At 52.0% G+C, this 20,080-nt stretch carries 20 protein-coding genes; all 20 read right to left on the bottom strand.

What is annotated here, in order from left to right; all coding sequences use genetic code 11:
• Positions 1-2 precede the first annotated feature (2 nt).
• Entirely contained in the window at positions 3-1,361 is a 1,359-nt protein-coding gene (locus ASC80_RS02645; RefSeq protein WP_156464237.1) for a hypothetical protein, read from the bottom strand.
• A 73-nt stretch (positions 1,362-1,434) separates the two neighbouring features.
• Complete coding sequence (locus ASC80_RS02640; RefSeq protein WP_056292620.1) at positions 1,435-2,805, bottom strand: glycosyltransferase; 1,371 nt, start codon at positions 2,803-2,805, stop codon at positions 1,435-1,437.
• Between the two features lie 55 nt (positions 2,806-2,860).
• Positions 2,861-3,769, bottom strand: a complete 909-nt coding sequence (locus ASC80_RS02635; protein ID WP_056292619.1) for a class I SAM-dependent methyltransferase — start codon at positions 3,767-3,769, stop codon at positions 2,861-2,863.
• Positions 3,770-3,915: 146 nt separating this feature from the next.
• Positions 3,916-4,809 (bottom strand): NAD-dependent epimerase/dehydratase family protein, encoded by an 894-nt coding sequence (locus tag ASC80_RS02630; protein WP_056292617.1) that lies wholly within the window; start codon positions 4,807-4,809, stop codon positions 3,916-3,918.
• 1 nt (position 4,810) lies between these two features.
• A complete protein-coding gene (locus ASC80_RS02625) occupies positions 4,811-5,581 on the bottom strand; it encodes an ABC transporter permease (RefSeq protein WP_210168404.1) in 771 nt (256 codons plus the stop codon).
• A complete protein-coding gene (locus ASC80_RS02620) occupies positions 5,571-6,845 on the bottom strand; it encodes an ABC transporter ATP-binding protein (protein ID WP_056292614.1) in 1,275 nt (424 codons plus the stop codon). The genes ASC80_RS02625 and ASC80_RS02620 overlap by 11 nt, the downstream gene beginning before the upstream one ends.
• An 18-nt stretch (positions 6,846-6,863) precedes the next feature.
• Positions 6,864-8,156, bottom strand: a complete 1,293-nt coding sequence (locus tag ASC80_RS02615; RefSeq protein ID WP_156464236.1) for a glycosyltransferase — start codon at positions 8,154-8,156, stop codon at positions 6,864-6,866.
• A gap of 73 nt (positions 8,157-8,229) precedes the next feature.
• Positions 8,230-8,472, bottom strand: a complete 243-nt coding sequence (locus ASC80_RS02610; protein WP_056292609.1) for an acyl carrier protein — start codon at positions 8,470-8,472, stop codon at positions 8,230-8,232.
• Positions 8,469-9,401: a ketoacyl-ACP synthase III gene (locus ASC80_RS02605; RefSeq protein ID WP_056292607.1), complete on the bottom strand. Its 933-nt coding sequence runs from the start codon at positions 9,399-9,401 to the stop codon at positions 8,469-8,471. Before ASC80_RS02605 ends, ASC80_RS02610 begins: the two co-directional genes overlap by 4 nt.
• Before the next feature lie 7 nt (positions 9,402-9,408).
• Positions 9,409-10,020: a hypothetical protein gene (locus ASC80_RS02600; protein WP_056292606.1), complete on the bottom strand. Its 612-nt coding sequence runs from the start codon at positions 10,018-10,020 to the stop codon at positions 9,409-9,411.
• Positions 10,007-10,912, bottom strand: coding sequence for an LbetaH domain-containing protein (locus ASC80_RS02595; protein ID WP_056292604.1), 906 nt, complete (start codon positions 10,910-10,912; stop codon positions 10,007-10,009). The genes ASC80_RS02600 and ASC80_RS02595 overlap by 14 nt, the downstream gene beginning before the upstream one ends.
• Positions 10,909-11,652, bottom strand: a complete 744-nt coding sequence (locus ASC80_RS02590; RefSeq protein ID WP_056292602.1) for a polysaccharide deacetylase WbmS family protein — start codon at positions 11,650-11,652, stop codon at positions 10,909-10,911. The genes ASC80_RS02595 and ASC80_RS02590 overlap by 4 nt, the downstream gene beginning before the upstream one ends.
• Positions 11,649-12,728, bottom strand: a complete 1,080-nt coding sequence (locus tag ASC80_RS02585; RefSeq protein ID WP_056292600.1) for a GNAT family N-acetyltransferase — start codon at positions 12,726-12,728, stop codon at positions 11,649-11,651. Before ASC80_RS02585 ends, ASC80_RS02590 begins: the two co-directional genes overlap by 4 nt.
• 61 nt (positions 12,729-12,789) lie before the next feature.
• Positions 12,790-13,377, bottom strand: a complete 588-nt coding sequence (locus ASC80_RS02580; protein ID WP_056292599.1) for an acyltransferase — start codon at positions 13,375-13,377, stop codon at positions 12,790-12,792.
• Between the two features lie 50 nt (positions 13,378-13,427).
• Positions 13,428-14,480: an NAD-dependent epimerase/dehydratase family protein gene (locus tag ASC80_RS02575; protein WP_056292597.1), complete on the bottom strand. Its 1,053-nt coding sequence runs from the start codon at positions 14,478-14,480 to the stop codon at positions 13,428-13,430.
• The gene (gene asnB, locus ASC80_RS02570; protein WP_056292595.1) at positions 14,477-16,351 is read right to left on the bottom strand and encodes an asparagine synthase (glutamine-hydrolyzing); all 1,875 of its coding nucleotides are present in this window, start codon (positions 16,349-16,351) and stop codon (positions 14,477-14,479) included. The genes ASC80_RS02575 and asnB overlap by 4 nt, the downstream gene beginning before the upstream one ends.
• Positions 16,352-16,355: 4 nt before the next feature.
• A complete protein-coding gene (locus tag ASC80_RS02565; RefSeq protein WP_056292593.1) occupies positions 16,356-17,510 on the bottom strand; it encodes a DegT/DnrJ/EryC1/StrS family aminotransferase in 1,155 nt (384 codons plus the stop codon).
• 15 nt (positions 17,511-17,525) lie between these two features.
• Positions 17,526-18,521, bottom strand: coding sequence for an NAD-dependent epimerase/dehydratase family protein (locus tag ASC80_RS02560; protein WP_156464235.1), 996 nt, complete (start codon positions 18,519-18,521; stop codon positions 17,526-17,528).
• Positions 18,522-18,532: 11 nt separating this feature from the next.
• Positions 18,533-19,126 (bottom strand): acyltransferase, encoded by a 594-nt coding sequence (locus ASC80_RS02555; RefSeq protein ID WP_056292591.1) that lies wholly within the window; start codon positions 19,124-19,126, stop codon positions 18,533-18,535.
• The gene (locus ASC80_RS02550; RefSeq protein ID WP_056292589.1) at positions 19,123-20,064 is read right to left on the bottom strand and encodes a Gfo/Idh/MocA family oxidoreductase; all 942 of its coding nucleotides are present in this window, start codon (positions 20,062-20,064) and stop codon (positions 19,123-19,125) included. The genes ASC80_RS02555 and ASC80_RS02550 overlap by 4 nt, the downstream gene beginning before the upstream one ends.
• Positions 20,065-20,080 lie beyond the last annotated feature (16 nt).

Below are 20,080 nucleotides of genomic sequence, written 5' to 3'. Positions count from 1 at the left end.
TCTCAGGCCACCTTGATAAGACGCCGCCAAATAGACTGCGCAGCTCGCGTGACCGCCGGCTGCGCGCTTTTGGGAACAATTGTTTTTATAGATGAATTCACAACCCGACGTGCACCCAAAACGAGGGACTGCCGTACCTGAAGATACGTTTCAATACGCCGTCCAAGCCGACGGATATTTTCTAAACTAGGTTCCTGCCTCACCCGCTGAAAGTGACGCAAAGGCCATTCTGCATCAATTGCCGCGTCAAAATCGGCAACCATTGCCTCAAACGTGTTGTCGAAGTTGCAAGCAACTTCCTGATACGCACGCTCCGTAATAGCTTCAGCCATTGACGGATCCCGTATGACAGCTAGGACTTCTTTAATGTTGCTGAAATCACGTTCGAGAGGGACGTAATGCTGCCAGGCTTTAAGTCGTCCCGAATACTTACCCGGATAGAGAATCATCAAGGTTCTCAGCGCCGCAGCCTCAAAGCAGCGAGGGGATATCACGCTAATGGTAAGCGCGCCGTCCGCTTGAGAAAAGAACCTATCCCGGACCTGATCAAAATGCACATCCGGATGCTGGGCTTCGAACGCTTCTACATGTTCCTGAATACTGCCATCAAAGTCGCAAACTGATGCACCGCTCTCAGTACCCAATACTGCCTTACAGTTGCTCAGAAAATTAATCCATGCCCTACCATACAGACGTTTCTGCTCATCGCTCTCGATGTCACAGACGAGATTTGCAGCCTGACCCACTTCAAGAAAGCGCTGACCGATCACCCACTTTTCGTGCGCAAAACTTCCCAACCATGCAGGCACCCGCCGCGCACGATAGCCAACGTCGACGCGCCTCTCCTGATAAGCGGGCACATTCATCGACAGCAATGCCTTGGGGACAAAGCCCGTCAACGTTACTTTCTTCGTTACACCCTTCAATCCCTCATGGTGATAGATTTTGTGGACAATCTCCTCGTTAACGACCGAAAACAAAATGTTAAATTCGCATTCTTCGATCGCCTTGGCGGTCTCATTGATCCAGCGATATTCATCTTGAATGAAGATGACTTTCAATCCTCGATAACTCCTCAACCTCTCGCGAAAAGCGCGAGACAAACGCCCCCTGTCAGCAACTACAACTGAATAGTGCAGAACGACGACGTCAAATCGATCGAAAGAAAACGGAAGCCGTTGGTCCGTGGAGGGGTTGAATGCACGAAAATCAAAATCGACAACCCGATGTCGACTGAATTGAACCAACCCACGGATATGATCATCGACGGTGTTTATGTGCTTAGTCGATGTATCTGCCAAAACGAGAACATCAAGAACCCGGCTAGCAGATAGGGATTTGACCCGCTTATCGATATTCACTGCAAACGACAACCTAAAATTTCCTTTAACAAAACGTCATCCTGCACAAAGTCAGCGCGATAAGCTGGACCATTTAGTTCGATGCGGGCGGAAAGCCCATCATCAAGCGATCGTACACCTGCTCAAACCGCTCGGCACAAGAATCAGCCGAATGCCATTTCATCGCAAATTTTCGGCTCTCGATACCAATCCTACGTCGCCTTTCAGCATCGAGGAGCAGGTCACGCAGAACGTCATAAACGGTTTCTTCGTTGGCCGAGACGAGTGGACAGGTTTCTATAGATTCCAGGCGATCCTCTGGCGACCGTTCGGCCTTGTTAATGTGACAGATCGTCGGACGGCCAAGCATCATGCCTTCCCGGGCGGTCGCACCATAGCGACCATGGTTCAGCTGGTCGACGATAACGTCCGCTTGCACCTGGAAGTAACGAACGTCGATGTTGGGAACATTTGAGCGAAACTCAAGTCGAACATTCATGCCTTCGGATCGCAAGCGATCAACCGCCTTCACAACCGCACCGGTGCCTTTAAGATTCCGTCCGCCAGATGCACGAAGCTCGAAATTTCCGACTGCATGATAGACGATGAGCTCGCCCTCCTCGCGCGCAAGCCTAAATTGCTCGGGGATCGCTAGGTTGGGATTCCAAATCTCCGGATCGATCGCGGTAGTTAAGGGCTCACGATAGGCCTTCGGACCGGACTGATAGTCTAGGGCGGGAAATCCTTCGCAGGAAATCAGATCGCAGAACATCGCGACCTTATGACCCCAGGCGAGGTTCGATCGGTCGTTGCATACAACCGGATTATTTTGCCAGACGCACCGATCGCAACACCCTACGCTCCAGCTATTAAAAGTCGTTTGCGACACACCATCAAGACATCCACACACCGAATAGCCGACTTTAGTTCCTCGTTGTTTAAGCTTGAGAAAATCCAACGGCAACCGCGTTGAGGAATCACCCGAATCGAACTCCGACGGGAAGAATGACATGTGTCCTTTCCCGTAAAAATGCACCATGTGAAAGCGGCGCGTGCTCTCGTTGAAAAAATGCTCGATATTGGCGCGCATCTGGGTCGGGGACGGATCGTACAAGCTGAGATCATTCCCATGGTAAAAATTTGCATTCGGACCATTAGGATCCTCAACGCTTACCGAGATCGCATCCCATCCTCTTTTTCTTAAAGCTCGCGCTAGATAGTAAAAATTGTAATAGCTGTTGTGTAGAAACACCACGCTGCGCTTATCGGCGTTGACTGGTGTGCCAAATTCCTGAGTGGATTCTTTTTCGCGGATTGCAAACCACTCCAGCTGTGCAATACGACCATACAATTGCAGCAACTGCGAACGACGCACGATGGCAAACGCTCCGATCCAAAAAACCTTTCCGAAACGCAGGTCTTCAGCGATCATCGAGAGCGCGCGCTGGAACATATTCTTCAACATTGGGGGCTGCGCTTATTTAGCATTTTACAGACGCAGAAAATTGAACGCGGAAGAATCATCGACGACCACGCATCGTAATCCCATAAAGATCCTGATTTTCCCAAAGGACACGCAATCCCATGTCGGAGAACCACCTCCGCACTTCCTCTAGTGTATGTCGCGAACATTGCACAGGGTGATACCAGTCGTAATTAATGACTGCATTATCCTCGAATGAAAGATCTGGATTCCAGTAGCATTTCAGGAAGAAATTATAGAGCAGCCGCTGAGGCGTATAGCGGCCCTTCTCAATCCCCAAAGCCGATATTTCATCGAATTCCATCTCATCCTTCGACTCAGAAAGTTTTCGGCCAAGCTCGGTGATCTGCCGGCAAACGGCCATCGCCTCTTCGTAAGGCAAGGACGATATCCGCTCGCGAACGAAGTCGTCCATGAACTCACGGGCGGGAGCTTTCCGACGATAAACGTAGATCGCGATCTCACCGTCGGGTGCAAGAATTTCAACAAGATTCCTGAACGACGCGAATGCATCCCCCGTATGGTGCAGCACTTCCTGACAGTAGATGAAATCAAAAGAGTCAATCCCGATTATGGGCTCTCGCAAGTTCACGTTTAGAAATGACGTATTCGTAAACGGCTTGTTGTTTTCTCGGGCCGGCGTGAGATCGACCTGGTCGATACCGACAACCTGAGCAGACGGTGCCAACGAAGCCAATAGAGCCGTTACCCGCCCATTGCCGCAGCCCGCGTCGAGAATTCGACAATGCCCCTTCAAATGCCGCTTGAGCACATCCGCAGACGACCATCCATTGCGTTCTAGAATCCAAGCTTGAAACGACGATTTAGGATCGAGCGTTTGATGAAAGACAAGATCTGGATTTTTACTCCACTTGTCCGAAAACGATTGACGGGTCTGGTCGGCATTATCAATTGACTGCCTGTCCGCCATAGCTTCGTCATTCATTTGATTTACGTTTCCTGGGAGAACAACATCGCACAAGTTTCCATTTGAGATTCTTGGATCAGCAGATATCATCCGAGCGCAGCACTTTTGACTTCGACCCGCATTAAACGAGAGTGATAGATCGTGATGATGTTTGAGACAGGATCTCACTTCGAGCCTAGCGTCTCAGTCAATCCGACGGCGAATGGACGAGGCTCCAGTTTCAATACCTGACGCGCTATCGTAATGTCGGCGACATAGTCTACTGGCTCACCCTGCACCGCCTCGAAGAGGGGGGGGCGTCCTAGATGCAGCCCCGCTCCCTCCGCCACGGATCGGAGGCTTAGAACGTCTGGGCCTGCGACATTGATCGTCTTGTTTCCATTAACTTCCAGCGCCCTCGCAAATGCAACAGCCGCGTCATCCACATAGACCGGGTTAACTCTCAGACCGTCTGGACCTTGAAGCGTGATCGGTCGACCATCACGCACGGAGTTGATGATACGCGCAATAAACATATCCGACCGCTGCCCAGGACCGTAAATGAAGAACGGCCGCACAGTTACAGCGCAGTCGAACAACTGACGATAGTTTTGTAAAATAATTTCCGAGCAAAACTTGCTACCAAGATAAAACCCCAAAGGGGAGTTGGTCTGAAAATCATCGGTCTCCTGAAATTGAACACCACGCTTACCGCCGTAGATTCCGCCCGACGACGCCAGAACGAACCGCTTAACACCGGACCTTACAGCCCAGTCTAGCAATTGCAGATTCGCTACCACGTTAACCTGGAACACTTCCTTCGAGCGTTCAGGGAAATCACGAAAATAAGCTGACTGCGCCAGCGATATGACGCCGGTAACCCCTTGGGGAAGGGATGAGGGGTCGAATGTCAGAAGATCAACCTCACGAACGGTAATGCGCTTGTTCGAGAAATAGTGCCTGTCTTCGTCGGATGGCATGGAATGCACCAGTGCGAACACATCGTAACTCGCATCCGCAAGAAGCGAGACAAGGCGCTTGCCCACAAAACCACCAGCCCCCGTTACAACTATTGTCATGCTAGACCATATCGCCGACAAAACGCTGCGCCCCGCGAACCGCAAACCAGCCCGCTACGAGAAAGAATGCAGATATCGAAAAGGCCGCTATCCAAGCGGAAACATGGATTCCTCCAGAGCCAGGCAGGATTACATCGCGAAATATGATCACATAACTCGTCGCAGGATTGAGATAGATCAGCGTCTGTAAAATAGGTGGCGCGGATTCCGGCGGATACATGATCGGCGTGACGTAAAGCAATGCGGAAAACAGCACAGTCATGATCTCTTGAAGGTCACGCAGGGCGTAAGTCAAAACCGACAGAAGCCAACTAAGGCCAATTGCCAAAGTGAACAATGCCAGCAGAGCAAACGGTAGCAAGACGACTGTCCAGGTTAGCGCCGATCCAGCGACGATAAGAAGTACCGCCATAAACACGCATTGAATCATAAACTCGACAAGCAATGCGCCAATAGCGGACAGTGTAAGAAAGGGCAGCGGAAAAACTGTCGTTTTTAACATCTCCATATTTCCGACCAGCAGATCGCAACTTTCAGTCGTCGCTTTCTGCACAATTCGGAATGGCAACAACCCACTGAACATGAATGCCGCATACGCAGGTAGGCTCATGGACTGAATTTGAGGTATTCGCGCGATAAAATAGAACACCGCGATATTAACAAGCAGCGGGATGATGGGCGACAATATCACCCAGAAAACGCGCGAACTGGTCCCGATATACCTGTCAGCTATGCGACGGCGGGTCAGCTCAACAAGGAAGTCAGCCCGCAACCGCATCACTCCAATTCGATAATGTCGCAGCAGCCGGCTGATAGTAAACCACCGAGCGGTTCGGGTTACCCAGACGCCGAACGCCTAATTCCAAAATGTTTGTCTTAAAAAAATATTGCTGATCGCTGGTAAAACCACTGTGGGTGGCGGGATCAAATAAATGCAGATCGACGGTGTAGTCACCAGGAGCGAGAAGCAGAGGATCGAGACTGAATTTCACGGTCGAAAGCCCCGGCTTCAATTCGAAACTGGTGTGGACGAACTCATGTCTCTCGTTCAACGTTCCACCAGCTAATCCGGCTATGGTTGTTGCCGATATACCATCGCCTCGTTTGAAGGCGACGGACAGAGCAACATTTCTGGGTAAGTCGCGGCTTTCGAGCTCGAGCCACAACGAGCCAGATTCCCCAGAACTAACAATCCGCGCGCTCCTTCCAGAAGGATCTCGGAAATCCACACGGGTGAGCTTGACCTCGCCGGTACCGACGAACCCATTGTCGGCATTTTCCGGCAAATAAGCTCCGACCTCGTTTTTGAGCATGAATTCATAATAGCGATCCGCCACCCGCGACGTTTCGCCATCATCCGCGACCTTCCCGTCGTTGATCAAAATGCATCGATTGGTCAATCGCTTGATGCTCCATATATTATGAGAGACAAACAGCGCAGTCGTTCCAGATTTCGTGATTTCGTGAATGCGGTCGATGCATTTCTGCACGAAACGGACGTCCCCCGTCGCCAGCGCTTCATCGACGATCAAAATTTCCGGATCCTGACAGGCCGCTACTGCGAACGAAAGACGTGCGCGCATTCCAGTGGAGTAGCTTGTCAGCGGGTGTTCAATGTAACGTTCCAGCCCTGCGAAATCGATGATCCAATCGCGCTTTCTGCGGATTTCCTCTCGCGACATTCCAAGCATCATGCCAGCAAGATCGATATTTTGAAGGCCCGTCAGTCTAGGATGAAAACCAAGTCCCAACGCAAGAACGGCAACCACGCGACCGTCAACCTTTACGCGCCCTTCCGTCGGATGGGAGATCCCTGCTATAATTTTGAGCAGCGTCGTCTTGCCAGCGCCATTGGGGCCAATGACACCGACAACCTCACCCTTCTCGAGCCGAAGGTTGATATCGTCGAGTGCGACTTTCTCGCGGTAATAAGTGTTCCAGAAAAGAAGCCCCTGCTTAATCCGAGATGAAACCAGATCCGGATATAATCGAAAGACCTTTCGCAGACCGGCTATTTCGATTGCGGGAGCTGACATGAATTCGCGTTCGCTAAACTATGACTTGCTGGCGATATAGTCTGCCGGCAGAAGGCCGCCGACGAGAGGATGGTCCACACGCGGTCGCCGCTTGTTGAACTCAGACTTCAATGGATGAAACAAATTCATGAGGTCGATGTCTTTGCCGTCGACTATCTTCGCGTACACTGAACCGAACAGATATTGTGCCGTTTCGTACGAATGGTATTTCTCTGCATACTGTCGCGCAGCCTTGCCGAGCCGTTGCCGAAGCGCTGGATCGGTCACCAAAATGCGCAGATCCTTCTTGATCGTCTCCGGCGAGGTCGACAGAATTGGACATTCCTCCGCAAACGAATAGCGCCGAAAGACTGTCTTGCGAGGCTGATCCTCAAGCCCCGATAGCACAGCGACCCCTGTCGCCATTCCTTCAATAGCGCTCAGTGCATAGCCTCCCGCAATGAGCTGCTCGACCAGAATATCCGCCTTGGTGCGAAGTACTTCCATGACCTGATCGTTAGGGACCCCTTCCAGAAGGATCAGCTCGATGTTGAGCCCCTCTGAGAGGAGCTCTTCAACCGCCCGGATCAGGAACTCTGTACCCTTAAACCCCCTGTGATTAGGCGCGTGGACGATACGCACAGGCGAGATCACGCCGTCGGACATTGAATAATCATGACGCGGCTCGATCGCAGCAAGATTCAGGCAAAGCGGACTTGGCGTGGTGACGTCCCAGCGGCTCATTCCGTAAATCAAAGCTCCGCAAATCACACAATCCGCCTGCGAGGCCCAGTATTCGACACGTTCGCGAATAGCTCGCTCGTTTCGAGCCCCGGCGGGATAATCGATTAATAAGGCGTTGCGCATCGATGTGTTCAAAATCGCAGAGTACATATGGGCGTCGCCGCCATAGGGAATGACAACCACCTTGATGCCTGCGGCTTTGTAGAGCTCGCATTCGTGCCGCCAGAACGGAGTCCGGCCTAGCGGACCACCTGTAAACGGAATGTGCACGACCTTCGCATGAGAAATCACATAAAAAAACGCAATAAAATCGACGACGTAAGAAAACCCGCGGAAGACCTGCGCCCAATGAACCTTGACGATATCCTCGTAATAGATGTCGAAATCGCTTCGTTTGTAGACCGCATAATAATGCGTCATCAGCGTAACAGCATCATGCCCGGCTTCTTTCAGTGCAGCGGCCCAATATTTGTTATTGATGAGCGGCGTCGGGCAGAAAATTAACTGTCGCAGGGACTTCGGCACAAAATGGATAATCAGCCTAAGTAGCCAAAACGCCATACGTGTACGTGCGATAAAGCGGATCAAGATTTTGTATCACCAGTTAAAAAACGTGGAATTTTGATATACCCGAACGGAACGAGTTCCACCGCTCTCTCGGTCATTTTCTAGCAAGCTTCATGTTAACGAGCGCAACGATGTCATTGATGGTTTTCACACCATCAACCTCGGAATCCGGCAGCTTGATTTCGTAGTCTTCCTCGAAACGAAACAGCAGATTCACGAAATCAAGCGAATCGAGCCCTTGCTTATTCAAAGGTATATCGACGATCAAAGCGCTAGGATCTGCGATCAGATCCAGCTTCCCTATCAACGTACGGACAGTTTCGGCGTCGATACTCATGATTTGACCCGCGTTCGTGTGAGGATAGTGCTGGCCCAGGAAAGACCAACTCCAAACCCTGATGCAAAAATCAGATTCTTGTCGATTGCCAGCATCTCGTTTTCGAGAATCATCGGCACGGACGACGAGACCGTATTCCCATATTCAGCGGCACCGAAAGGAACTTTCAACTTCGGCACACCCAGCGAATTTGCGATTGCTTCGACGATATATCGGCTTCCCTGGTGAAACACAAAACTGTCGATGTCTCCAATCTCCAAACCATTCGCCGCCAGTACGAGCTTCACATCTCTCGGAATATGACGTGCGGCGAAATTGAAAATCGCCCGGCCATTCATGTACAGCGCATCATAGCTCACACGCAGTTCAGCGCTTTCCTGACCGATCGTTCCGAAGCTAAATTGTCCTGGCACAAAAGTTGGCGTATCTGACAGCAAGGTCACCGTCGCTCCGTCGCCAAAGAGCAAAGCTGTACTCTTGTCATCATTATCGATGATCTTCGAATATGGATCGGCGGTGAACAGTAGACCGCGACTCATGCCGTTCGCCATCATAAACGACAGTGCGATCGAAAGACCGTGGACATAACCCGAACACCCCAGGGAAACATCGAAACAAGCGCACTGCTCCGGCAAACCAAGACGGCCATGCAAGATCGCAGAAACATGCGGGATATTGGTATCCGGGTTCTGGGTGACGACGATAACGGCTTGCAGTCCATTCTTGTCGATTGCGATCTTGTCCGCGAGGCGCGCGTAAGCCTTTTCGCATAAGGTGGAGGTTGTATCATCCGCTTCCATCCGCGAAACAGCAAGAAAGCCAATTTTTTTCTCGATAAAGTGGTCATCGATCGCGAATTGATCTTTCCGTTCGAAATTCGACATCCGCAAGGGCGGGAGGTACGAGGCGATCTCTTCTATGCCAAGCATGAGCCGTTCACGTCATCGAGAAATAAATGAAGCCACGCGAGATACCGTCTACCATTATCTCGCTCTTGGTGAGCCGGAAGTTGAAGTTATGCAGCAAGCGCAATTCGACAACTTCATAGTTAGAATTCAACGAATAAACGCCGAACTCTCCTTGCACGAACCACCACTTCCCCGCTCGTTCAGAAAATTTTCGCTCAAGTAAAAGCTTGTTCTGCGCGACCCACAATTCAATATCTGAATAAGGAAGCACGCGTTCGATCCGTAGTGCGGACCGATCATGGTCGAACACACTTACCTTCCGGATCGGCTCTTCGTCATAAACCCGCCGATCTGTAACCGGAACATCGTCTTCAAGAGCCGACAGCCTCCAGGCCTTTCCTCCCGAACGAAATAGAAGCGTTGCTGCGACTTTGGATTGCGTCGCACTTTCCTGCTGCTTCTCTGACAGCACCAGCGATAGTCCGGATCGCACGACCCGGTGAATCGTAAACTTAATATCTATAGCATCCGGCACCTGGAAATCCCGGATCAATGCCGCATTCATCCCATCGAAGATGTCTGGGCCTTGAATATAGTCCCGTTCCCCCTTGAATGACGCAACGAACTTAACGGGCGCCATGACGAGTCCGTGTGTAAATCCGGAGATTTGTGACGTGGTTGACCGCGAAGTTGCCCGAAATATCAGCACGATCGGGAACATCTTCAATGACGACACTGCCAATGCGGATTCGCGCATTGTCCCCGATGCGAAGTCCGTCCTTGATCGTGACAGATGGTCCAATCACAACATTACTACCCATTCTGACGCTTCCGCCGATCAGACAGTTGCCCGCAATAGAGCATCGGGGACCGATTTCAGATTGATGACCAATGCTGCTGAGAAGGCTCAGATGCGTATCGTCTCCAACCAGGGTGAAGATCGGATGCACCGCGCGTGAAATCACCGCGTTTGCGAGCACAACGACACGTTCTCCAAGCCTGACACCCCCAGCATGCGAGATAAAAATCTTACGCCCGTCGATAGAAAGGCTCTGAAGTCCGTCCGCTCCAATGCGCACACCTGGCCCTATAATGCTTCCGGGGCCCACTACCGAGTAGTCCGACACTGAAGCCTGGGCATCGATGGTCACATCGTCACCGATCCACGTCTTCCCCGACACACTCGCCGAGGGATGAATGCGACAACGACTGCCACGTCCAAATTCCATCTCGGGAACGAGCAGTCCCCGTTCAGCGAGCGAAAGAAATGCCTGCCAGTAGACAACCCGAGGGTGATCAACAAACGCAATGCCCCCGCCAGCAAGTCCGCCAATCAGATCAAAATCGCTACGCCTTGCCATTATAGCCGAAACGTTCGGATTCTGCATCGCGCTACGCAGGTTTTCGAGATCTTCGCAATACGCCAGGGCTGCAGGCGCAGTCGCTTGCGGATCGCCAAAATGAGTGAACGACCCGGGTTGAACCAATTCGTTCGATGCCACGATATCCTGAAGCTGAAACTCGTAGCTCATCCACGAAATTCCCGGATGAAGGAGCCGCCGCCGCGCGTGGAGACAGCCTCCGCGAGAGCGACCAATGCAGTCTTGGCGCCGGAACGTTCAGTCTCGATGAAGGGCGCGGCCAAAGCAGGCGTAATGTCCGCCAACCTAGAATAATTGCGCTTCATTGCATTGTAATTATCCATCACGTTGGAATTCAAAAGAACATGAATAGGATGGAAGTTGAACACCTGAATTCCGCGCGCCCGAGCAAGCGTCTCGGAAAATCCGGAAAACTCGGGTTCCCGCGAGACGTTTAGCGGCGACGACTCCATCACATAATCGTCTTCCCAGACGTAAGGAACACGCCACAGAGTTTGGCCGAAGCGCTCATACTTCACGACGTCGATCTGCAGTGCTCTCGGATGAAACAGCGACACGTCAAACGTCACCGGGGTCAGCGCCATTAAAAAGTCAAAAATATTTCCCGATTGCAACAAACCATGCGTCCGCACGCTCACAGCATCGGGGACCAATTCCATACAAGTTCTCAAAACCTGCTCGGGATCCTCGCCGTGCGACGATCCCGGCATGAAATTCGGATGAATACCCAGTTCGAACAAATCGGGACGGGCGCGCAGCCGCTCAACCGCCGGGCTCAGATGAGTGACAAACCACGTCGATTTGACGCCGCGCTCCGCCAATAAATTGGATGCAAGATCGATCGCGCAATCAGGCGCCCAATCGATATCGAATGTGATCGCAGCCTTCATTGCTGTTGCTGCTCAAGCATGCTGAAGGGGAGTACATAAAAATTCGGATACTGTGCCAGAATATCTTGCCGCGTCCGCCGCATCAGAGAACCGTCGTAAATCTTGACGAAGTACCGATAATGCAGGTCCCTTGCCGCCCAACGTTTCTTGAAAGAATAAACGCCCTCTTGCGTGGTCCAAGTCCCGCCCCAATTCCACCAACGAAAACCAGCCTTCGAAGCATCGCTCATCGCGCGAAAAATCGCTCCGCTTAGTGCTTGCGTGTCGCGAAACTCGGCACGGATCACGGGCGTGAAATATTCCACTGTCGTGTTGAAGTAAAACAACAACACCGCAGCGACGGGTTCACCGCCAATTCTCGCCACATAGACTTTGAAGCCCTCATTCGGCTTGAAATATTTGGGTATCAACGAGAAAAACCGCTTCGTCTTGGCGATGCCGCCGATCGTCTGCATGTTCTGCGCATGAATCTCATGGACGAAATCCAGCATTCCGTTCTCGATGCTGATCTCCGCACCGACCTTTCCAGCCTTTCGGACCATGTTGCGAGTTTTCTGATGGAACGAGGCCATCAATTGATCCTCGTGATCGCAATCAAAATTCAACGCCGTCATCTGACACATGCGCTCGTCAACAGAGTCGTAGTCTAAGTTCTCGCGATACCAGACATCCCTTTCCGATCCGTCGAAGGGAGAACTGATGATCGTGGAGGATACACATTTAGATTCACGTGCAATTTCGTAAAACCGCTCGACTAGCGGCTTCCACGAGTCGTGAGCATGAGATCCAATAATACCGCCATAGCTGCCGTAAAATGGCAGAGAATTGAGGACCGGGCCGGAGCCACCCACTTGCGAAACAAAAGCCGGCAGCGCGGCTCCAATTCGTCCTTCATCGTTCCTGGCATATAGATAGTGATCCGTCCCGCCGAGCAGATCTCGTAGAAGATCGCGATAGCCGCTTGACGCATACACAAGTGCATCGGGTTGGTTCGCTAGGAATGCGTCATAGGGAGCGTCACTCCCATCGCCTAACTCTGATATGCACTGCTTCATTTGCTCAACCGAAATGAGCAAGCACTCTCCAACTGTTGGATCATGCAGATCGCAAAAACACGAGCCAGCATCGTATCAGATTTTACACCGGCGGCTTCCAGTCACGAATATGATCTTTTAGCCGGGGACGCTGCCCTATTTTCTTCGCTGGGCTGCCGACATAGACGCTCCACGATTCCACGTCTTTGTTCACGAAGCTTCCACCACCGATCACAGCTCCTTCACCGATGGTTACATTTGGCATGATCGTACAATTGACACCAACATAGACATCACTTTCGATAACAAGTTTGCCAAACAGCGTGTTTGTGTGGCCGTCGGGCAGACCGTCGACCATACGATAACCATTGTAGTCGTATGTCGCGGTAAGAAGCTGAGACCCGCCGCCGATCGAAATGTAATCTCCCAAGATCGCCTCACCGCCGCCCCATATGTTCACGAACGGCTGGATATCGTTGTAGTTTCCGATTTTGATTCCGCGCCCCCCCCACATGAAAACGAAATCATGGATTCTCGCCATCTCTCCGATTTCGATAACGTCAGGCTTACATAGTTTCGCCAGGGGAAATAGTTTTGCAGATTCAGCACACTTCTTGAGCAATTTGCGGACACTATCACCCATGAACTCGTTCCCTGGGAAATCGCCCGGAATTTCTTGACGGCTAATCATGCGTTCCTCCCTTGATACATTTTCATGGCTGCTGAATTCACCGCCTTCATTTACCGAGTGCCCGACGTGCCCTCGGTAGCCATTCTGAGCTTCCTGTTCAGAAGAAAACCCAACTCTCCACGTTCCATTTCAGCCCTATAGTCGATCAGCATATTCTCAAACGAGTATTGAGGCTGCCACCCAAGGATTCGGTTAGCCTTGCTGATGTCATAGACGCAAGGATCGATCGAATTTTGCTTTTCGGGTTTGTAAACAATCTGCGGTGAGACATCTTTTCGCCCGAACACTTTAACAATGTTGTCCACTTGCTCCTGCAAGCTCAGGGCAACTCCAGAAGCAATATTGAAAGTACCCGAAACGCTTGCATTCTCATTCCTGATCGCGAGGATGATCGCCGCGACAACGTCCTTTACGTAGATTACATCGCGGCCACGCCCTGGATCTCCCCACACCTCAATAGGCTTCCCAGCCGCGGCATTTTCAATGAATACGCCAAGGCCGGTCTTGACCCCCTTGCCGTTCACCAAAAAGCTTTCGTGGTGGCCAAAACCATACACCGACGGAAGCCGAAATATTACACAGTTCATACCATGCTGTTGGTTGTAGTACTCGATGATGTCTGCAGCGGCACTCTCGGAAATACTGAACAGTGAAAATTTTCCAGTATACTTGATCGCACGCGGAGAATCTTCGGTGATCTTCTCGCCACGCTCCCACAGGCCCTGTACATTCCTGTGTGAAATCGTATGAAGCATTTTCGTGATATTATTTTTGCGACAGTACTTCAGAATGTTCGCGACCCCTAACGTATTGACGCTGACATATATCGCAGGGTCGGATTCGTCTGTCGGCATATTCGCCGGCTGAACGCAAGCCAGATTGATAAACGCAGATATACCATCTTTCGGTAATCTATCGAATTCCTCTTCCTTGGTTATATCGACGGCCGCAAATGAAATCCCGCTCTTGATAAGATACTCGGCCTCATCGGTCAGCCCCTTGTCGACAGCAAGAACTGGATATCCCGCTTCGTGCAGTTGCTTAACAAGATAGAACCCCACAAAACCGCATGCGCCCGTCACAATGATTGAAGGTACTGTCATGGGAGGAACGTCTGACACCATTGTTCGAAACTCAGCAGCGACCATATCAGCAACCGGCGGTTTTTCTCACCGTTAAGATGTTGGGTCACCAAGCCCTGAATGGTTTTCCGATCCATGAACTCATACATCCGGGCGCGATCATTGAAGACAGTCCGTCGCAGATAATCGATGCTTTCACCCTTGAACCAGCTCGCGTCCGGCGCCGAAAAACCCTGCTTCGCGCGCGACGTGACCTCCTCCGGAACGTAGCGGCGCATGGCATTGCGCAGCAACAGTTTGCCGTCCCTTGTATTCTGATAGTATTTCTCGGTTTTATCACCCGGCTCGTTTTCATTGATGCGGACGACCTCAGCGAGATTACCAAGCTTTTGACTGACTGGCACGCGCATCGCGAAGTCGACAAGATCATTATCGAGGAATGGCAAACGCGTTTCCAACCCGTGAGCCATACTGAGCTTGTCCTCCACAACGAGGAGCCCGTGCAGAAATGTCTTAGACTCAAAATAGAGCGAATGGTTCACATAGTCCTCCGGCCGGGCCAGATGATTACCATGTACTGTGAATACATCGCGGAAGATGTCGCGGGTCCAGACGTGTTTGACGTCGGACCAGATCGGTTTAAAAACTTGCTGAATGGCAGTATTGGGAATTAGTCGCTGCCAAAACGAATAATACTTATCAATGTAGTGCTCAAAGTCATCGTTGACGACAGCGCGATAGTAGCGCCAAGGATATCCCCCAAACAGTTCATCTCCGCCGGCTCCCGACAACACAACCTTTCCGAACTTCCCCGCCAGTTGCGCCGCGTAGAAATTCGGATAGCTCTGACCGACCCGCGGTTCTTCAAGGTGGCGCGTAAGCCGCGGCATGACACGCTCCATGTCGCCAGCTTTCAAGACCATTTCATAATGCTCGGTCTTGAAGAGATATGACATGTGCTCGGCTTTTTCGCGCTCGTCGTATCCGAGCTCCACACCGGACGCCGAGTTAAGATCAAAACCAGCCGTAAACGTCTTCATATATGGCAGCTGCCTGGCCGCCAGCGCCGTAATGGATCCAGAATCCAATCCGCCTGACAGATACGCTCCGATGTCTACGTCACTTACGAGTTGCCGATTGACGGCTTGCTGAAACAGGCGATCAAACTCTTCAACATACTCCTGCTGCCCTCTTGGACTTTCCGGCTCCTCGAAGCAAAAATCCCAATACCGCGACGTTGCCATCGTCCTATCGTCTGCATCGACCCTCATAATCGAGCCTGGCGGAAGAAGGCGAACACCCTCAAATAACGTGCGGTCTGTGAACAGATTTTGGAATGTGAAGTATTCGAGGAGCGCCTCCTTATCGAGGCTAACGCGATAAGATGGATGAGCCAGGATCGCCTTGACTTCCGACCCGAACAGCAGTGTGCCGTTCTGTTCCGTCCAATAAAGGGGCTTGATGCCGTAGCGATCGCGCCCCAGAATCAAAACCCGTTCGCGCTTATCCCAGAATGAAAATGCGAACATCCCATTGAGGCGCGGCAATGCGTCCACACCCCACTCGATGAGGGCATTCAGCAGAACTTCGGTGTCGCTTCTCGAGTGAAACTGATGACCAACAGCCTCGAGTTCGAGCCTCAATTCCTGAAAATTATAAATCTCACCATTGTAGCTGAGAACGAACCGCGTATCGGAGCTCAGCATCGGCTGATGCCCGCCTGAAGTCAGATCGATAATGGACAGGCGCCGGTGAGAAAATCCAAGCGGCCCATCCACAAAAAGACCCTCACCATCTGGGCCGCGATGGGCAAGTGCCGCTCCCATCCGCTGTAATAAAACCTGAGATGCAGGCTCACCTCGCAAATTCAGAACGCCCGCGATACCGCACATTGGTTCAGGATATCTCTAGTAAAGCATCGACCACATAGTTGTAGTCGTCTTCGCACATTCTGTTGTGCAACGGGATAGCCATCGTGTTTATGTCGCAATCGCGCGCGCCGGGAAAATCGTCAGCGTCATATCCAAAGCGCTCCCGATAAAATCCAAGCATGTGAACAGCATGCGTGCCAGGTCGAGTCGATACTCCCCTATCTTGGAGAAATTGCATGATTTCGTTCCGAACCAAAGGCGCGATATCGGGCTCGACATACGTCACATACGACTGCCAGGCATGCCTGCCGGATTTTGGTTCCTCCGGATGGCGCAGCCATTTGATGTGCGACAACTTCTTCCTGTACCAGGCCGCCCAGGTCGCGCGTTCGTCGATGAACCGGTCGAGCTTATTGAGCTGAACGATACCGACCGATCCTTGTAGATCGGTCATGCGGTAGTTGAACCCGAGCAGATTGAAGTCCGGCAAGATGTAAGGTTTCGCACCACGATGGCGCTGCTCCTCTGAGATCGAAGCGCCATGGTTGCGCAGCATAATGCATCGCTCGGCGATCCCCGCATCGTTGGTGGTGATCATTCCACCCTCGCCCGTAGTAATCGATTTACGGGGGTGGAATGAGAAAACGCCGACGTCACCAAGCGCGCCTGCACTTGTATTGCCGAGCGATCCTCCCGCCGCGCAGGCCGCGTCCTCGATAATTCGAATGTGGGCAGGAAGTAGCGCACGCAAGGCTGGGATATCGGCACATAGACCAAAAAGATGCACCGGAATGATTGCTTTAGTGCGCGACGTCACCCGCCGTACGGCGTCCTGAATGTCAATATTGTATGTGCGGGGGTCAACGTCGCAGAGAACGACGGTAGCGCCACAGTAGAGAACTGCGTTTGCAGTCGCTACCCAAGTGAACGCCGGAACTATCACCTCGTCCCCAGGACCGATACCAATCGCGGTCAGAGCCAGATGCAATCCCGTGGTCGCAGACGTACAGGCTAGCGAATGCTTGACATCGTGCCGCTCGCTGAATGCCCGCTCGAAGGCATTGACCTTCGGGCCATGCGTCAACCAACCGCTCTCGATGGATTCGCGCATCGCCAGCCATTCGTCCTCGCCGGTGACAGGCTGGGCGATCTGGATCGTTCGTTTTGGCTTTGGGTTCATTTAACAGCGTCTACTTCAGCCATCTATCTTCGCGCGGCGAGCCTCGACCTGATCCTTATGCGCCTTGCGCCATTCGATCAGCCGACTCAAGCCGTCATCCAGATCAATCGCAGCCTCAAAACCGATTTCGTCCTTCGCCCGCTTGGGCGAGCCGATGCGATTGCGGACCAGCGTCGCCTGACTGCGAGGCGCATAGTTGATGGGCTGATTAGATCCTGTCAAATTCAGAAGCTTTTCTGCCACCTCTTTAAGTGACGTGCGTTTGCCAGTTCCCACATTATAGAACCTGTCCATCGTGTCGGCGCTCATCGCGCAGAGATTGGATCGGGCACAATCCTCGACCGCGACAAAATCGAATGCTTCCGAACCATCACCGAGAATTGTCGGCCCCTCGTTACGATCGATCGCATCGAGCATTTTCATGATCACGGCAATATATGCGCCGCGATAGTCTTGCCGAGGACCATAGACGTTCATGTATCGTAGGCCAACATAGTTGAGCCCGTAGCGGAAGTGATAGGCTCGCGCCATTGCCTCACCGCAGATCTTCGTTGCGCCATAAAAATTCTTGTTGTTGAAAGGATGATCTTCCGTCATCGGCTCTTCTATCGCATCGCCGTACACGGAAGCAGAAGACGACCACACCAAGCGCTTAACGTCGTTTCTGACGCAGGCATCGAGCACATTAAACATTCCCCGGACGTTCACGTCGAATGCTGTGCGCGGATAGTCATGACATTGCAGTAGCCAAAGCGCCGCGAACTGAAAGACTCCGTCTGCGCCTTTAAGAGCTGCATCCAGAATATCCGTCTGCGTAATGTCGCCGCCTGCCTCGAAAATCTTCACGCGCGGATCGCGCAAGGCGCCTGCCAGATTCTCATGTGTGCCGCGAACGAAATTGTCGTAGATGACGATTTCTCCAACATCCTGCTGCACTAACTGGTCGATAGCGTGAGATCCAATCAATCCTGCGCCGCCAATAACTACGAACCGCTTTCCGCGAATATCCACAATTATCTCCGTTAATCGATGAGCGCGAGATGGGAGGAGGAAATCTCGCGATACCGGTCCCCGCTGCGCGGACAGACAAGGTCTGCCTTAAGCTTTTCGCCGACCCGGCTCATCCATCCAGTACGACGCGCGGGATTTCCCGTCATCAGCGCAAACGGCGGCACATTTTTCGTTATTACCGCCCCAGCTCCGATAAAGCAGTACTCGCCAAGCGAATGACCACAGACGATTGTCGCATTGGCACCTATGCTTGCGCCACGGCCGATCTGCGTTAGCCTGAATTCATCCTTGCGCGAAACGTTAGCCCGTGGATTGTTGACGTTCGTGAAAACGCAACTCGGTCCGCAGAAGACATCGTCGGCAAGCTCGACGCCCGCATAAAGCGAGACGTTATTCTGTATCTTACACCCGTTGCCGAGCCTGACGTTCGGGCCAATCATGACATTCTGCCCGATGGAGCAATTTTCACCAATCACAGTTCCCGGCAGGATGTGACAGAAATGCCAGATTTTTGTGCCGCGACCGACGATTGCACCGTTATCAATGTAGCTGGATTTATGTATCAGAACGTTGGGAAAGCGCGGATCTTCGCGTAACTCACTCATCCGGCGATCATCCTTTGCGCGAACGGGTGAAGTAAACCGCTTCCACTTTTCACCGGCGCGTTACGGAAGTTAGATACAATGTCGATCGAAGATCTAACTTCATCCAAACCAAACCCGCGGCCCGCGATGATTTCCTCATAACTACGGGTGTGAAGATCGGTGAAGCCTTCGGAGAACTCAACCTCGTCACCATCGACGGAAATGGACCGGAACGTAGTCTTCTTACCCTTGACGCTATCCGGCAAGTCGTTGCGGTCCACCGAAAGGAACCAATTGATCTCGGCTCGCTCGCACTCCAAATAGCCAGCCGCGCGCTCTGGTTCGCGTAGATGCGCTTCATTGCGCTTTACAGGACCGAACACGAAACTCAGCATGTCGAAGAAGTGAACGCCGATATTGGTCGCGACACCACCCGACTTAGCATCTTCACCTTTCCAGGACGCGTAGTACCAGCGCCCCCGCGAAGTGATATAGGTCAAGTTGACTTGGTGTCGATCATTGCTCTTTGCGAACTTTTCGCGCAACGCGATGATTGCTGGATGAAGCCGCAGTTGGAGAATGGTCGATATCCGCCGGCCAGTATCTCGTTCAATTTCCGCAAGCCCATCAATATTCCAAGGATTAAGTACCAACGGTTTTTCGCAGATAGCGTCAGCGCCCGAGCGAAGGGCGAAGCGGCAGTGTGCATCGTGTAGGTGGTTCGGTGAGCAGATTGAAACATAGTCGATCTGCTCATCCCGACGTCGAAGCTTGTCGACATGGCGGTCAAACCGTTCGAATTCTGTAAAAAAATGAGCATCTGGAAAGTGACTATCAATGATCCCCACCGAGTCATTGGGATCATACGCAACTTTCAGATCACCACCGATCGCCTGCATTGCCTTCATATGGCGCGGCGCGACATAGCCCGCAGCCCCGATCAGGGCAAATGTAGTCATCTGATCATTACCTTTG

This window comes from Afipia sp. Root123D2 (assembly GCF_001425835.1).
Taxonomy (GTDB): Bacteria; Pseudomonadota; Alphaproteobacteria; order Rhizobiales; family Xanthobacteraceae; genus Afipia.
The sequence above is the reverse complement of the archived record's forward strand: the minus strand, read 5'-3'. Positions and strand labels throughout refer to the sequence as shown.